This is a genomic window from Undibacterium sp. SXout20W (assembly GCF_049340285.1).
Taxonomy (GTDB): domain Bacteria; phylum Pseudomonadota; class Gammaproteobacteria; order Burkholderiales; family Burkholderiaceae_D; genus Undibacterium.
Window position 1 is genome coordinate 10,567 of record NZ_JBMPPH010000032.1, and the last position, 16,338, is coordinate 26,904.

General features: G+C 48.4%; 15 protein-coding genes. 8 read left to right on the top strand and 7 right to left on the bottom strand.

The window, feature by feature from the left end:
• Positions 1-12: 12 nt before the first annotated feature.
• The 6 genes from ACO0K1_RS14810 to ACO0K1_RS14835 all read right to left on the bottom strand — a co-directional run bounded on the left by ACO0K1_RS14810 (position 13) and on the right by ACO0K1_RS14835 (position 7,237).
• Positions 13-642: a PqiC family protein gene (locus ACO0K1_RS14810; protein WP_423027045.1), complete on the bottom strand. Its 630-nt coding sequence runs from the start codon at positions 640-642 to the stop codon at positions 13-15.
• Positions 639-2,330 carry an intermembrane transport protein PqiB gene (locus tag ACO0K1_RS14815; RefSeq protein WP_423027047.1) on the bottom strand — a complete coding sequence of 564 codons (1,692 nt, stop codon included), beginning with the start codon at positions 2,328-2,330 and terminating at the stop codon, positions 639-641. The genes ACO0K1_RS14810 and ACO0K1_RS14815 overlap by 4 nt, the downstream gene beginning before the upstream one ends.
• Positions 2,327-2,992 carry a paraquat-inducible protein A gene (locus tag ACO0K1_RS14820; RefSeq protein ID WP_423027049.1) on the bottom strand — a complete coding sequence of 222 codons (666 nt, stop codon included), beginning with the start codon at positions 2,990-2,992 and terminating at the stop codon, positions 2,327-2,329. The genes ACO0K1_RS14815 and ACO0K1_RS14820 overlap by 4 nt, the downstream gene beginning before the upstream one ends.
• Positions 2,979-3,602, bottom strand: coding sequence for a paraquat-inducible protein A (locus tag ACO0K1_RS14825; protein WP_423027051.1), 624 nt, complete (start codon positions 3,600-3,602; stop codon positions 2,979-2,981). Before ACO0K1_RS14825 ends, ACO0K1_RS14820 begins: the two co-directional genes overlap by 14 nt.
• A 188-nt stretch (positions 3,603-3,790) precedes the next feature.
• Positions 3,791-5,938: a S46 family peptidase gene (locus tag ACO0K1_RS14830; protein ID WP_423027054.1), complete on the bottom strand. Its 2,148-nt coding sequence runs from the start codon at positions 5,936-5,938 to the stop codon at positions 3,791-3,793.
• Positions 5,939-6,148: 210 nt separating this feature from the next.
• Positions 6,149-7,237, bottom strand: coding sequence for a polymer-forming cytoskeletal protein (locus ACO0K1_RS14835; protein ID WP_423027056.1), 1,089 nt, complete (start codon positions 7,235-7,237; stop codon positions 6,149-6,151).
• Between the two features lie 271 nt (positions 7,238-7,508).
• Between ACO0K1_RS14835 and ACO0K1_RS14840 the strand changes: the two genes are divergently transcribed.
• The 5 genes from ACO0K1_RS14840 to ACO0K1_RS14860 are packed head-to-tail and all read left to right on the top strand — an operon-like array spanning position 7,509 to position 12,040.
• Complete coding sequence (locus tag ACO0K1_RS14840; protein WP_423027058.1) at positions 7,509-8,762, top strand: cytochrome-c peroxidase; 1,254 nt, start codon at positions 7,509-7,511, stop codon at positions 8,760-8,762.
• Positions 8,763-8,807: 45 nt separating this feature from the next.
• The gene (locus ACO0K1_RS14845; protein WP_423027060.1) at positions 8,808-10,154 is read left to right on the top strand and encodes a hypothetical protein; all 1,347 of its coding nucleotides are present in this window, start codon (positions 8,808-8,810) and stop codon (positions 10,152-10,154) included.
• A 14-nt stretch (positions 10,155-10,168) separates the two neighbouring features.
• Positions 10,169-10,699 carry an FMN-binding protein gene (locus ACO0K1_RS14850; protein ID WP_423027108.1) on the top strand — a complete coding sequence of 177 codons (531 nt, stop codon included), beginning with the start codon at positions 10,169-10,171 and terminating at the stop codon, positions 10,697-10,699.
• Complete coding sequence (locus ACO0K1_RS14855) at positions 10,696-11,520, top strand: FAD:protein FMN transferase (protein ID WP_423027062.1); 825 nt, start codon at positions 10,696-10,698, stop codon at positions 11,518-11,520. Before ACO0K1_RS14850 ends, ACO0K1_RS14855 begins: the two co-directional genes overlap by 4 nt.
• A 31-nt stretch (positions 11,521-11,551) precedes the next feature.
• The gene (locus ACO0K1_RS14860) at positions 11,552-12,040 is read left to right on the top strand and encodes a DUF4405 domain-containing protein (protein WP_423027064.1); all 489 of its coding nucleotides are present in this window, start codon (positions 11,552-11,554) and stop codon (positions 12,038-12,040) included.
• A 14-nt stretch (positions 12,041-12,054) separates the two neighbouring features.
• Here the strand turns inward: ACO0K1_RS14860 and ACO0K1_RS14865 are convergent, their stop codons facing one another.
• Positions 12,055-12,537 (bottom strand): SRPBCC family protein, encoded by a 483-nt coding sequence (locus tag ACO0K1_RS14865; RefSeq protein ID WP_423027066.1) that lies wholly within the window; start codon positions 12,535-12,537, stop codon positions 12,055-12,057.
• A 118-nt stretch (positions 12,538-12,655) separates the two neighbouring features.
• Here ACO0K1_RS14865 and ACO0K1_RS14870 point away from each other — a divergent pair, with 118 nt between their 5' ends.
• From ACO0K1_RS14870 to ACO0K1_RS14880, 3 genes are read left to right on the top strand one after another with little or no spacing between them, the layout of a single operon-like run.
• A complete protein-coding gene (locus ACO0K1_RS14870) occupies positions 12,656-14,710 on the top strand; it encodes a UvrD-helicase domain-containing protein (protein ID WP_423027068.1) in 2,055 nt (684 codons plus the stop codon).
• Between the two features lie 26 nt (positions 14,711-14,736).
• Complete coding sequence (locus ACO0K1_RS14875) at positions 14,737-15,504, top strand: type II CAAX prenyl endopeptidase Rce1 family protein (RefSeq protein WP_423027070.1); 768 nt, start codon at positions 14,737-14,739, stop codon at positions 15,502-15,504.
• Positions 15,505-15,533: 29 nt separating this feature from the next.
• Positions 15,534-16,322 (top strand): substrate-binding periplasmic protein, encoded by a 789-nt coding sequence (locus tag ACO0K1_RS14880; protein ID WP_423027072.1) that lies wholly within the window; start codon positions 15,534-15,536, stop codon positions 16,320-16,322.
• The last annotated feature ends 16 nt before the right edge of the window (positions 16,323-16,338 follow it).

Sequence of the window (16,338 nt, forward strand, 5' to 3'; positions counted from 1 at the left end):
TGAACTGAACCTTTATTTATTCGGCGTTTCACCAACAGCTTTAATGTCGTTTGCTACGCTGATCGAGAGTTTCTGTAACACCTCAGAAATCGCTGGCGCAATACTGCTGTAGTCACTGTTGTTTAACGCAACAGAACGCTGTAGTTGTTGGCGTCGCAGGATTTTTTTGTTGGTGTCGGAAATCACCCAGACCATCTCCATCTGCACTTCTTTCGCTGGTGCGATATGTAATTGCTGTACCTCGACATTCACGAAATAGCGTACCCCCGTGGCATGTAGCAGAGGTCGCTGGTGCAGCCATGCTTGCGGTAATTGGGCTTGCAGATCCGCTTGCAGCGCTTGTCGGATTTGTTCGTCTAATGGTGCAATCCAGCGTTGTTCGTCGAGAATTTGTAATTCCGTAACGGACTTTTGAACGACTAATTGCGGGCGGTTGATCATCTCCGGAATCGTGACCGCTTCCAGAATGACATCATATTTAGTATCACTTGAGGCAGGCTCATGGTGGGCATAACTCAGTTGATAAAAATGTTCCTTATTTGGACTAGCACATCCTGCCAACGACAAGGACAGTAACACCAGGCTAACCTGACTCAGGCGTGACGTAAAAGAGATCGCCGTAAGATTGTATTTCTTGATCATGGTTTTACTTTCTCTTTACCGAATACGACAGAATCTGGATGTCGTTCCAAAGTATCAGCCAGGTTGGCGAGTGAGCGGGCGGACTTGGCGACCTGTTTCAATGCATCGCGTAAGTCTTGTTGAACTGGTGCATCTTCAGATAAAACGGCATTGGCGCTGGTTAATGTGGCACGTGCCTCTTTTAGCGTTGAGCTCAATTCAGGCGTGACATCGGTATCCAGATGGTGCGTTAATTTCTCCGTGTTTTCTAATGTCTTGTTGAGCTTTGTCAGCGCGGCGACTAACTCACTTGATAATTGGTCAAACGGAATCTGATCCACTTTTTTCGCAATACGTCCGACAGTATCCTGAATTTCTGCCAATCCACCATTGTTACTCGGTAGTACCGGATACTCGCCAGTCCAAATTATTTTGGCAGGTGGACTATCGGGGAAAAAATCGAGCGCGACATACAATTGTCCGGTCAACAAATTTCCTGATCGCAATTGTGCCCGCAGACCTTTAGCAACGAGACGGTCCAATAGGGCATGTTCTTTACGTGCGGTATCGTCATCCGGTGCTTGTGAGCCGCTTCTGAGTTGTGTACGCAAGCGGTCTGGATAAATACTGATTTCGACTGGAAAGCGAGGAATTTGGCGGTCTTCTGAAAAATCGACGCCGATCGATTTTACTTCGCCGATGACGATGCCATGTAAGTCCACTGGCGCACCTTTTGATAAACCACGCAAGGAATCTTTAAAATACATCAAATAAGAACGCACCCTGGTGTCCGGAGAACGCATTGCATAGTCGCGATTTTCAAACAGAGTGAACACGGTGCCGCTGTCAGCAGGTTTTTGACCTGGCGCAGCATCTTCGGTATTTTGGAACGCGAGCCCACTGTCTATCAGAGAGGTTAATGATTCTGTTGAGACTTTGACGCCATTAGCATCCAGTGCAATTTCAACACCGCTAGCGTGCCAGAAGCGCGTTTGTTCATTGACGTATTGATCATAGGGTGCATCAATAAAAACGCGCAGAGTAATTCCTTTGCCGTCTTTGTCCAGACTGTATTGCGTTACGTGCCCAGCGTTGATATGACGGAAAAAAACTGGCGAGCCGTAGTTAATCGAGCCGACTTGCTTACCGTGTAACACAAACTCGTGACCGACCGAATCTCGCGTCACTAGCGGCGGCGTTTCAAGACCTGTGAATTGATCTGTTGTATCAGTTGCGAGGCCAACATCGACACTGATGTAGGCACCTGATAACAGTGTACTTAAACCTGACACGGAGCCGCCGGAAATACGCGGTCTTACCACATAAAAGCGCGTATCAGAAGCAAGGATATCAGCAGCGCTTTTGATTAATTGGGCAGTGACAATCACATTTTTACGATCACTGGAAAGGCTGATGGTTTTCACCAGACCAACGTCAACATCTTTATAGCGCAATTTGGTTTTACCGACTTCCAGGCCTTCAGCAGATTTAAATGTGATGGTGATAACCGGTCCTTGGCTGGTAATGCTGTGTATCACCAGCCATAAGCCGATTAATGCGGCGATGACGGGAACGATCCAGACCACAGATGGCAGGCGTCGACGAGAACGGACGGTCAGGCCAGGGACGCCAGTCGCGTCTGCATGATGTCGTACTATGGTTATCGGTGGTTCATCTCCCTCAGGAGACGGTGGCACATGATCATTCATTGTTTTTTTATCGCATCCCAAATTAAACGAGAATCAAAATTTAATGCAGATAACATAGTCAATACTACAACGGCGGCAAAGGCAAATGCACCTTCCCCCGGAAAGACGGAAGCCAAGCTTTGAAACTGTACCAAGGCTACGAGTACCGTGACAACATAAATATCCAGCATTGACCAGCGACCGACAGTTTCAACGATACGAAATAGTTGCGTTCGTTGTAACGCGTGTGACGTCGCTCCGCGCCAGCTGGTGAACAACAAAAAACTCATCGAAAATAACTTCAGCAATGGCACCATCACACTGGCAAAAAAAACCAGTAATCCCAATGGCCATGAACCAGTTGCAAACAACAAAACGACACCACTCATGATGGTGTCGTCTTCCGGTCCAAAGATTGTCTCTATATGCATCACAGGCAATAAATTCGCGGGGATATATAAAATATAGGCCGCAATCAGATAGGCCACAGACTTACTAAAAGAGTTTGCATTGCGGACATGTAAATGCGCGCCGCACACGGGACAGTGCACGTTATTTGCATGAAAATGGCAGAGTGTTTCACAAATCTGACAGGTCACCAGTCCGGCGCTGGCACCGGTGAGCATTTTTTCTTCTGATGGCGGTCGTATCGTGATGTCTTGTTGGTCGTCAAAGTGTGGCATCGGATCTCCTTTGATGTGACCATGTCCAGACATTGCGCGGCGTTAACATGCTCCCCATGATTGCCGATACCAGGATCAAGGCGGCGCAAGACCAAAAGGCAGGGCCGACGATAATGTCAGCCAGATCTTTCAATTTGACTAATGACACCAACAGACCAAGCATAAACACTTCCACCATGCTCCATGGACGTAGTTTGCGTAATACAACAAGAGGCCAGCTCGTGGTTTTCAGGTCTTTGCCCCATTTTATATGTCCCAAGATATAGATCTCGATGCCAATTTGCAGCGCAGGTGCGACAATCGTAGTGAGAACCACGAGCAGACACAACAGGTGCATTTCCCGGTCCCACATAGCCAATGCCGCGCCGAACAGGCTGGTTTCACGGGTATTTTGCTGCAGATGCAGCGACATCAACGGAAACGTGTTCATAATAAAAAACAGGATCGCTGTTGTGCACGCAAGCGCCAGAGTCTGGTCCAGCGTTGCGCTACCATGTTGACAAAGTTTTGCGCGGCAACGCGGACAACAAGCGGCCTCACCCCGATCGAGCGTGACTTCATGACAAATTAAATCGCATTCGTGGCATACCACGAGTTTTAATTCTGACATCGCAAGCTATCCATTTTTGAAGCGTCTAAGGCGCTGCGCTTGAGCGCCCAGGTTTTTTACGCAACAGCGCAGCGATGATATTAAAACATACTGTGTGTGAGTTTGATGTATAAAAAAACGGCGTGTCTTTCGACACACCGTTTTGAATCCAATAATGCTGATGTTGTTTGCCTTATTTGTTGCTCACCCTATTTGGCAGGATATTTAATGCTTAACTCTTTCAACACATTGTCAGCGTGATCGACTTCCGTCATGACCCATAACATGTAGCGGATATCAACATGAATAGCGCGGGTGATGGCGCTGTCAAAATACCAGTCTTTGGTAATGGACTCATAAGTCGAGTCAAAATTCAACCCAACTAGTTCACCGTGTTTATTTAACACCGCAGAGCCTGAGTTGCCGCCAGTCGTATCGGCGCTGGATAAGAAATCCACAGGTACCGTACCGAGTGTCGCATCTTTGAATACACCATAGCGTTTCTCTTTAATTGCTGTAAGTAAATTATCTGGCGCAATAAATGGTGCTTTACCGGTGTGCTTTTCAAGGATGCCTTCGACGGTCGTGAAAGGGCCTTTGCTGATGCCATCGCGTGGGCTATACGGTGCGACTGTGCCAAAGGTGACACGTAAGGTCGAATTGGCGTCGGCATAGACCGGTTTGCCTTGGGAATTTTTCCAGGCAATAACGGCTTGCATATATTGCGGGATCACGCGTTCCAGATTGCCATTAACTTCTTTCCGGCGCTCTTCTAATGACATACCGATACCCGCCAATCTGATGGCCAGTTTGATAAATGCATCATCAGATTGCTGGAATGCAAGAGGATCTTTTTTCAACCATGCCAACCGTTTGGCAGTGTCACCTAGTTCGCTTTGCTGATAAAGTCCCGCGACCATTTCGGGCATCGGCAATAAGATATCCAAACCCTGCGGATGAGTTTTAGCATCAAGTTTGTTATAGCGTTGCAAGGCCGCCGTATAACGTGCCTGATCTACATTCGCCAGATACGATTGCTCTAATCGAGCAAGGCGGGCACTGATAAAAGTGACATCGCGCTGTTGGTATCCGCTGTCGCGTTGGCTGTCGGATTTTGTTGTTTCTAAAGCCAAACGGTACAAAGTACGGGCGCTCTTGAGTAACTCACTGTTGGTGGCGACTGACCAGGCGAATTCTTCTTCAGTTAATGCCATATCGCTGGCAATGACCGTATCGAGTTCTTTCAAGAAATCTTTATCTGGATTGTTTTGGCTAAACCAACTGCGAAACTCGGCGTCTTGTTCGTCCTTAATCACGGCGATGTCTTTATGCTTAAAGCCATCGACCAGGCCTTCGGTTTTTTTCAAGCCATTGTTAATGCTTTTGACGACGTTAGCATAGCGGACTTCCGCATCCGCATTTCCTTGCGTAGCGGCGGCAATCACCGTCAGATCAGATTGTGATTCTGCGATGCGTGCGGGGTAACTGACATCGCGGGCGAAGCGGATCTCTTCGGGCAATTTATATCGACTAGTGCGTCCCGGATAGCCTGCCAACAGGATCGGATCGCCATTTTTCAGACCCATTGCCGAAACCACTAAAAAGTCTTTTGACTTGTAGGGCATATTGTCTGGTGATGGTGCTGCAGGGCGTCCGTCTTTTCCGACGTAGGCACGCAAGAAGGCGAAGTCACCTGTATGGCGCGGCCATTCAAAATTATCGACTTCACCACCGTAGTTGCCAATCTTGTCAGATGGTGCATAGACTAATCTGACATCACGTATCATTAATTGACGAATCCGGTAATATTCCAACCCCCGATGAAAACTCGGTATCGAACAACGGTAAGCGGCGTCTTGTTCACATTCAGCAACCAGGCTCTTAATTTTATTTTCAACTAAGGCATGACGCTCTTTACCACTCATGGTCGCAGTAATCCCTTGGGTTACCTGAGCAGTGACATTTTCTACCTTGTCCGTGATATACATCCGCGAGTCAGCACCCGCAGGTAATTCCTCGGTCATTGATTTGGCTAAAAAACCATCACTGATGTAATTTTTCTCAGCGTTGGAGTTACGTTGAATGGCGCCGTAAGCACAGTGATGATTGGTGACGACTAAGCCGCTATCAGACACAAATGACGCCGAGCAGCCACCCAAGGACACCATGGCACTCATAGGATGCTTAGACAGATCAGCGAGTTTTTCGGCGGGAATTGTGATGCCAATTCGCTTCAATTCTGCTTTTAATTGTGGCAGCTGATGTGGTTGCCATTGACCTTCGTCTGCAAAAACAGTAGCGGTACTTGTGATTGCGACACTGGCCAAAAATAGCGAGAGGGCGTTGGATTTTTTCAAATTGTGCTCCGTCTTTTACACTGTTTCGCATCCCAAAATGAGGGTTGGAAACTATCGTTATGTTGGGTAATTCAGAAATCAGAACGAGGTAGTCGCTTGATCATACGTGGCGCAGGCTGAGGCCATCGAGCAGCAACTCCAGAGATTTGTTTATCAGCGAGGGCCTTACATAAAGGCACTCGCCTGATATATCTGGGAGACCGGCTTAGCTTATTCCGCTAGCATTTCGCGTTTGACGCGACGGGCGATTTCCCAATCTAGTTCTTTGTTGCGCTTTTTTTCTAAGGCATCGATATGGCGGAGTTTTTTATCCGCGACAAACTCGCCGGATAAAATCAGTCGCGGTTTAATCGCGGCAGAAATTAAGCCATTGGTCGCCCATTCAGAGCGGGGCAGCGTAGAACCAGCAAAAATGCCGTAGTCTTTACCGCAGCTAATACCTTTTTCACCAACCACAGATTCACCGGCTTTAATGTATTTTGCGGCGTACAAATTCGCGGCAGTTGCAATCCAACGGCCAGCATGGATTTCACCAAACAAGCTGCTGATTTCGCCTTTAGCACGGATGCTACCCCAGGCACTGATGTCGCCCTGGCTACCAATGGCACCAGCAGAAACATTTCCCTGGCTGATAATTTCACCCGCAAACAAACTGCCTTCGACATCAATATTGGTTTCGCTGAAAACTTCACCCTGGCAATTGCAATCACCTGCAACATGAATTGCGCTGGCTGCCAGATGGCCGCCGATGAATTGTACCTCTGACGCTTCCAGATCATCGTCGAGTTGCAGATTGCCGTGGCAATCCAGATCGGCGCAAGACAAATAACCCAGGCCTTGAATATCACCAAAGCCACCAAACACATCGTTGTGTTCATGACGCGCCAGAATCGCCGGATGGACTAAGGCATCCATAAAACTGCTGCCATCTTTTGCCGGTTTACGTTGGTCAATTTCTAATACGCGTAGCATCCATTCGGCGCTGCAGCCGGTTTTAACCAAAAATTCAACGTCAATGTTGCCGCCCACATCAAGCGTATGGCCGATGTACAAAGATTGCACCTGAACATCACCCGTTACCGTCAATTTACCAAGGCAAAATACTTCTTCTGCAATCAGATCACCATCAATCAGCAAATCTCCCCCAACGATCAATTGCGTCGTGATCGTTACATCCCCCTGAATATGTACGTCGCCTGTGCTGGAAAATTGTTTGCGTTTCAGGGTCTTGGCTTGAAACGGTTCTGGAGCAGGAATCGCAGGCAGGATCACTGCTGGCTTGGCGGCGCGTTTAGTCATGATGGACCTTAAAGGGTGAAGGTGAAAACAAAATTGTTCGCCATTATCCCAGAGTTAAGCCCTAGAAAGCGACAAATGACAGGTTTTTGATTGATACGTAGGCTAAATCCAGCTTTTTTCACGTTGGATGAAATCGAAAATTCTAAGGAAAATACCTTGTGAAGGATAATAACTGCAATTATAATAGAAATCATTCTCATTTGCGTTAAGACTTGATTCGGTGTTTCTATTATCTGTTTTTAATATCAAGTCTGCGTTTGCCTTCAAATCTATGATGACCTTGCCCTTAATTGTTGCTCCAAAAGCGGAAAATGCCCCTTTCCCGCCTCGCTTTGTTTTACGCTCTCTTTTGTTCACTGTGATGGCGGTATCGGTTTGCATTTTGAGCGCTTGTGGTGGCGGCAACACAGCGCCACAGGCGGCAACCGGTGCGGATGTTGGGCTGAGCGCAGCAGCCCAAATTGGTAAAAAAATCTTTGCCGATATCAGCCTCTCAGCGTCAGGGAAAATGTCTTGTGCAACTTGCCATGATCCGAGCAACGCACATGCTCAAACCAATAATCTCAGCGTACAACTTGGTGGTCAAAACCTCGATGTGCCAGGCTTTCGTGCCGTTCCTTCGTTGCGCTATATTGATAAAACACCGGCGTTCGCATTTGGTGATGATGGCAAGCCTTTAGGTGGATTTACGCGTGACGGGAAGGCGCCAAATCTCGCGGTCCAAGCTGAGACACCGTTTATGGCAGCGCATGAAATGGCCAATACTGGCCGAGCGGATGTGGTTGCTAAGTTGCAGCGTGCAAGTTATGTCAATGAATTTACGAGTGCATTTGGCGCCAACATTTTTAGCAATGTCGATACCGCATTCGAACGCGCCTTATTTGCCTTACAACAGTATCAGTTGGAGGACAGCGATTTTCACCCTTATGACTCAAAATACGATCGCTTCTTAGCGGGTAAGGCAATGTTATCTGATAGTGAGTTACGCGGACTTGCCTTGTTCAACAATCCGACCAAGGGCAATTGTGCAGCTTGCCATATCAGTAAAAAAGGCGCCGATGGTTCTGCTCCTTTGTTTACCGACTTTACCTTTGATAACCTCGGCGTACCGAGGAATAAACTGATTCCGGCAACCGCAGCAGCAGATTATTTCGACATGGGTGTCTGTGGTCCGGATCGTACGGATTTAGCCAAACGTACTGAATTTTGCGGCGCATTCAAGGTACCAACGCTGCGTAACGTAGCGACCCGCAAAGTATTCTTCCACAACGGCCAATTCAATAATCTGCGCGATGTCGTCAATTTTTATGTGCGCCGTGACACCAATCCTGAAGAGTGGTTCCCATTTGGCACAGATGGAACTATTCAAAAATTCAATGATTTGCCAGCTGCCTATGCCGGTAACGTCAATGTCAAGGAAGGGCCGTACAACCGCCAACCAGGCATGGCTGCTGCACTGACGCCATCAGAGGTCGAGGATGTGATTACTTTCTTATCGACCTTGAACGACGGTTACAAGCCTTAAGCAATAAAAATATCGACATTAAAAATTAAAATACCGAAAGCTAACATGAAGAAAAATATCTTTTCCCTCAGCGTTTGCAGCGCCATCATCGCTACCGCCTTTGTTACGCCAGCTCACGCCGATGAAGCAGCCTTGCTTCAAAAAATAGAGAAACTTGCCGCTGAATTGGATGCTATCAAGGCGGAATTGGCTGCGACCAAGCAAAAAACTGATAGCGTCGCCAAAAATCAACAGCAACTGAGCACCAGCGTTGCAGAAAATGCGGCGGCAATCTCTAGTGTTACCGCCGCGAACACGGGTTCCGCGGTTGCAATGGCAGAACAAGCAAGCAAATCAGGTTCGCAGACCGTGATCAGTAGCTATGGTGAGATCAACTACACACGTCCTCGTCAGTCAAACAGCCAGGCACAAACGGATGTTGCTCGTGCAGTCATTGGCATCACCCATCGTTTCGATGAAAAAACCAAAATGGTTGCGGAATTTGAGTGGGAACACGCCGTCACCTCCAAAGACGACAAAGGCGAGAGTGAAGTTGAGCAATTGTACGTAGAGCATGAAATTCGTCCGGGTTTGAGTGGCAAAGCAGGTTTGTTTTTGATGCCAGTCGGCCTTCTCAACACCAACCATGAACCAACTGCTTACTATGGCGTAAAGCGAAATTTTGTTGAAACTGCGATTATCCCAAGTACCTGGCGCGAAGCAGGTTTTGGCTTGTCCGGAACGCATGACAACGGCATTAGCTGGGACGCCGGTCTGACGACAGGTTTTGATATCAATAAATGGGACGCCACCAGCACTGACGGCAGCACATCGCCGTTGGGCAGTGTTCACCAGGAAGGGCAGCTCGCTAAATCGCGTGACTTGAGCATGCACGCGGCGCTGAATTGGCGCGGTGTACCCGGCTTGCTATTAGGTGGTTCGGCATTTACAGGTAAAGCAGGGCAGGGGGCGCCTAATTCTGTTGCTAACGATGCCCGCGTCACTTTGTGGGATGTGCATGCACGCTACAACCCCGGCAAGCTTGATGTGAGCGCCTTGTATACCCGCGGCACCATCACAGGCGTTGCTGCTTTGAATCAGACTTTTGCCGGACAAGTAACGCCGGTTCCATCCTCGTTCTATGGTTGGTACACGCAAGCTGCGTATCAGGTGTGGAAAACAGATAGTTACAGTCTGACACCATTCTTGCGTTATGAGCAGTTCAATACCGCGCAATCCTACACAGCAATGCCGCAAGGTCTGGGCTGGGCTCCGGGAGCAGATCAAAAAGTAACGACCCTGGGTGCAAATTTCCGCATCGGTGAAGGTGTAGTGCTGAAAGCGGATTACCAAAAGTTCCAGCAGGATAGCAACCAGGATCGATATAATCTTGGTGTTGGTTACTCGTTCTGATGGTTCTTATGAAAATGCTTGCTCCTCTGTCTTTGACAACACTCGCTGCTGTGAGCAGCAGTGCTTTTGCCACGCAATATCTGACGGTAGAGCAAGCACAACAAAGTATTTTTCCAGAAGCCAATCACTTCAATGCGCAGCCCCTGCAATTAAACGCTGAGCAAATGAAGCAGGTCGAAAAAATTGCTGGTGTGCCAGCGCGCTCCGTCGCCTGGCGCACTATCGCCGCATACAAAGACAATAGTTTGTTAGGTTACGTGGTGTTGGACGATGTCATTGGCAAGTTTGAGTTGATTTCTTATGCTGTTGGTTTGTTACCGGATGCGAGCGTCAAACAAGTTGAAATTCTGACTTATCGTGAAAGCCACGGCTTTGAAATTCGCAACGCCAACTGGCGTCGGCAATTTGTCGGAAAAACGGCGAACACGGGTTTGGTCGTCGGCGAAGGGATTGCCAATATCAGCGGCGCGACCTTGTCATGTGCCCACGTGACGGATGGCGTTCGTCGTATTGCCGCCATCGCTCAGGTGACATTGAAAAAATGAACCGTCGTGCCCAGCCTTGGTTAGGCACTTTGGTCGATATCAGCATTTTGGATGCGTTGCCGGACAATCTGCTGCAAGCGGCATTTCAAGCTGCTTTTGGCGTAGTGCGCGAAGTCCATGAGTGCATGAGTTTTCATTCAGATGACAGCGACATCGCAAGCTTTAATCGCGCTGCTGTCGGCGCAAAGATCAAATTATGTCCTCATACATTCAGCGTTCTGAACCTTGCCCAAGAACTGAATCAGGTCACCGCCGGGATTTTTGACGTGAGAATTGCCAGTCGCCTCGCTGCCTGCGAATTTTTACCTCACAGCGCAAGCACGCCGCTACCCGAATATCAGAGCGGTCAACAGGCCTATGAACTGTTCAACGATGGTCAGATAAAAAAATTACGCAACGACTGGCTGGATGTGGGCGGAATCGCTAAGGGGTATGCGGTTGATCAGGCGATTCTGGCATTACAAAACTTTGGTATACAACACGCTTGCGTTAATGCTGGTGGCGATCTCCGCGTGTTGGGTCAACACGAAATAGCGATTCGTGATCCGCAACAGCCCACGATGATGGCAAGAAAAATGCTGTTGCAAGATCAGGCAATAGCAAGTTCGGCGACGTATTTTTCTCAGAAAAAATGGCGTGGCGATTGGCATAGCGCCTTGTTTGATGGTCGTAGCGGGCGTTCTTTACATGCCGCTCACAGCTATTCGGTGCTCGCACCTTGCTGTACGCTGGCAGATGGTCTGACCAAGCTACTTGCCGCTACGCACGATACGCGTCATCCTTGCCTGGAAGCTTACCAGGCAAAAGCATTTATTCTCTGATTATCGCCAGCCATTCATTATTAGCCAGCCTATGCGTACCCACAAACAAAGTCTGCGTCATCCCACTTCAACAAGTGCTGCGCGCCTACAGTTCAAGTTAGAAAATTGGCATAAGCTCAGTATCTACGCCGTGCTGACTGCCTTACTGTTGAGCGGCATTGCCTGGCTTATTGCGCATTTCAGCCTGCGTGTGATGGGCGAGTTTGGGGAAACGGTACATCCATTAGAACACTGGTCTATGCAAGTTCACGGTGCCTTGATCGTGCCATTTGCTGTGTTCGTGGGTAGTTTGTTGCTGCAACACATGCGTCGCGCCCATCGTGCCCATCGTAACCGGGCAAGTGGTTGGACCATGATCGTTAGCTTAATGTGGCTGGCGCTGACTGGCTACGGCTTGTACTACTTCGCCAGCGAAACTGCCCGCCCACTTTGGTCGGTGGCGCATTGCGTGATAGGTTGCGCCTTGCCCGCATTGCTTTTTCTGCACATTTTTTTGGGCAGGCGACATCCTAAAGCTTGACGAATAATTGGCGTTTAATTCAGCAGCGTATCCAGACGCCCTGCTTCGGCCAGTTCACGTATCATTCTGATGGTGTCGATATCCGCTTCCAGATATGCGGAACGGCGATACTCGTTATACATCTCTTCCGCTTTATCTTGTTCCTCGCTGGCACTGTTTTCGTAGATAAAGCGTACAAACAAATGCTCAGGCTGTGGCTCTTCTATCATCATACGCAATGAGGATGGCGGAATCTCACCCTGCGCTGGTACGTCATAGTGGATATGTTCCATATGCACAAAATTGACTGTATCTGTGACTGATAAATTGCCATAACGCAAAGTTCTGGTCATGCTGGCTCCGGTGCGGTCTATGATGCTGGCTTCATCCAGATGCGGTACGAACAGTTTAGGTGAGTCGGCACGCATGACCAGCCCACGCCACAATTGCTCGCGAGTTAAAAAATCAGCGATAGGGTTAAGAATGTCGTTAATTTCTACCAGATGTTCAAATTTCATGATCTTGCCTTCAATTTAGTTGGGCGCTAGTTTACTCTTCTTGGTCGCTATCGTGGTAAATCCCGCTGTCTTGCTGGCATAAGGCTACAATAGCGCTTACTTTGTTTTTCAAGCGCCTATGTCCCACGGTCTCAATGCTCCCCAAAGAAATGCTGTCAATTATATGGACGGCCCATGCCTGGTCTTGGCAGGAGCTGGCTCGGGTAAAACCCGGGTGATTACCCAAAAAATCGTCAATCTGATCGAATTACACGGCTATGAACCCAAGCACATCGCGGCACTGACTTTTACCAATAAAGCCGCGTTGGAGATGCAGGAACGTATCGCCAAACTGCTTGCGGAACCGCGTCAGGCCAAGCAATTGACAGTATCGACCTTCCACTCGCTGGGCGTCAAAATTTTGCGCCAAGAAGCGCAGGCACTGGGATTGAAAGACCGTTTTTCGATTATGGACAGCGATGATTGTTTTTCACTTGTGCAAGATTTGGCGATTACCACGGATAAGCAATTGATACGCCGGATACAAACCGCCATGTCCTTGTGGAAGAATGCGCTGATCGATCCCGAACAAGCTCTGAAACAGGCACAAGACGAAGACGAAGTCACTGCTGCCCGCATTTATCGCAGCTATGTCGCCACCTTGTCAGCATATCAGGCCGTCGATTTCGATGATCTGATACGTTTGCCAGTGGAACTGTTCCGCAGCAATGAACAAGTGCGTGATAAATGGCAACGCCGTTTGCGCTATTTGCTGGTCGATGAATATCAGGACACCAACACGTGCCAATACGAGCTGGTGAAATTATTAGTCAGCGGCATCGGCAAAAAGCCCATGTTCACCGCTGTGGGTGACGACGATCAGGCGATCTACGCGTGGCGTGGCGCAACTATCGAAAATCTGAAAACCCTGCAAGTTGATTTTCCGAATTTAGAAATTATCAAACTCGAACAAAATTACCGTTCCAGCACGCGTATTTTGCAAGCCGCCAATGCGGTGATTGGCAATAATCCCAAGCTGTTTGAAAAATCATTGTGGTCAGAACACGGTCTCGGTGATCCGGTCAAAGTGCTGGGCATGCAAGACGATGAGCAAGAGGCAGAACAAGTCGCCATCATGATCTCTGCGCACAGATTTGAACGCCGCGCCAAGTATTCCGATTATGCGATTTTGTATCGCGGCAATCATCAGGCCAGAGTGATAGAACAAGCCTTGCGCAAAGAACGAATTCCGTACACGATTTCTGGTGGTCAGAGCTTCTTTGACCGTGCCGAAATCAAAGACATCATTGCGTACTTACGCCTCATTGCTAACGAAGATGATGATCCGGCGTTCATTCGCGCCATTACCACACCAAAGCGTGGTGTCGGTCAGGCTACGTTGGAAGTTTTAGGCGCGTTTGCTGGTCAATGGCAATGCTCATTATTTGCGGCGGTATTTAAGGGCGGCATCGAAGCGAAGCTGACTGAGCGACAATTGCGGCCTTTGCGTGAATTTGCCACCTTTATCAATCACGTTGAGGCGCACGCCCATCGCGAAGGGCACGCGGCAGAATTGCTCGATGACTTGATGAAAGAAATCAACTACGAAGCCTATTTGTACGATAGCTTTGATGATCGCGCCGCCCAAAGCAAATGGCAAAACGTGCTCGATTTTACACAGTGGCTGAAAACCAAAGGCAGTGGCGGCAAAGACGGTACCGATGATCACCGTAGCCTGCTGGATCTGACGCAGATGGTGGCCTTAATGAGCATGATGGAAGGCAAAGACGAAGAACCAGATGCCGTGCGGATGTCGACCTTGCATGCATCCAAAGGACTGGAATATCCGCACGTGTTTTTAGTTGGCGTTGAAGAAGGCATCTTGCCGCACAAAGGCGACCCAGATGCACCAATAGAGACCTTAGCGGCGCGTATAGAAGAAGAACGGCGACTTATGTATGTGGGCATCACGCGCGCCCAACGCAGCCTGCATATTACCTGGTGCAAAAAGCGCAAACGTGCGGGCGCCCCGGTGCATTGTGATGTCTCCCGATTTATCAAGGAAATGAAGCTTGATGAGGGGGATGCCGTGCCCACGGAGGCCGAAACTTTAACCCCAAAAGAACGCTTAGCAAATCTGAAGGCTTTGTTGACAAAAAATAATCAAAATCTGATAATCGACGCGGGGAAATAGTTTTCTCGTCAGGGTGAGGTAGATCGATGTCGCAACAATATAGCCAGGAAATATCAGGGTTTAGCGAAAGCACTAAACTGCCAACCGTGAGCACTAAACCGACTTTTTCCTGGCGTCAGGAATGGCAAGACTTGCTGGCATTCATCAAAAAGCCACAACGTGGGCGCGGCAAATCTGTGCCTTTGAGTCAAGCCTGGCGGCGCTTTTTGATGGTTTTTGGTATTGATCTATGTATGGTTGTTTTCGTATCTCTACCGTTAAATGGCGCTCTCGAAGAATGGGCAGGGTTAGAGTCAAAATTGGAACTTAGTGCAAAAGGGGCACTCTTAATTATAATTTTTGCACCAATTTTGGAGGAACTTGTATTCAGAGCAGGATTGCGTAAAGCTGGTTACAGCTTATTTATCGGGCCGATTTTTGTAGCTTGTTTCGGAGGTAGTCTGGTCGTGTTTGTGGTTTTAGGTACCATACTCATGTCCATTGCCGTTATCGATAAGATACGAATGCGCTGGGTACCTGAAGGAAACGGCAGACGCTTTGCACGCGGGAGGGCATTTATTCGTCATTACCCCTATGTGTTCTGGTTGTATGCCATCGGTTTTGGGCTCGTGCACCTGGGCAATTTCTATTCAACCAATGGCCGTGACTATCTGCTTGTATTTGCCATCAGTGCTCAATTAAGTGCGGGTTTCTTGTTGGCTTATTTGCGTTTGCGACAGGGGCTATTGAGCTCCATTATTTTACATAGCCTGGAAAATGGCTTACTGTTCGCCTTAGCAACGATGTTTGACTGAACTTTCAAAACCGCCTGTAAGGGATGTTGATGCGCCACTGGTTCACACGTCTGTCCGCTTTTTTGATCACGCTGCTGGTGTTGCCAGCGGCGTTGGCGCAGGATAAGTGTTCCCGGGTCGTGATTTCCGCTGATCCAGCTTATCCGCCTTTGCATTGGTATGATGGCAAGCAATTTCGCGGCGCCAGTATTGAACTGACGACCAAGGCCTTGAAGGAGTTAGGGCTTACTTACGAATTACGCTATCTTGGCCCGTGGAAGCGGGTGTTGGCGGCCGCTGAACTTGGCAATATCGATATAGTCACCACCCTCAAAGATACGCCGGAGCGGCGCTTATTCCTGACGTTTAGTATGCCGCTGTTAAACAATCCTGTGGCGGTATTTGTTCGCAAGGATGCAACATTTCCGTTCTCCAAAAAAGAAGATCTGATTGGACGTCGTGGCGGTATTGCACGCGGAAACCGCTTTGGTCAGCCATTTGACCAATTTATGGATCAACAATTGCGCATTGAAGCTGCGCCGGACATGGAAACCAGCTTTAAGATGCTGCTGGCACAGCGCTTTGACTATGTTTTGACAGGTTATTACCCCGCGATGCAAGAATTAATGACGTCTAATTCAGACAATGAGATTATGGCACTACGGCCATTCGTGATTGAAACACCCAATATGGTGGGATTTGTTACTAAGAGTCCTTGTGCAAATTATCTCAAAGCTTTCAATGACCAAATTGAAAAAATGCGTAAAAATGGCGATATTGACCGCGCCTTAAAAAATGCCAATGACGAGTTGCGCTTTTTTCCAGTAAGAAATAAGTAACAAGCGAAATAACGGG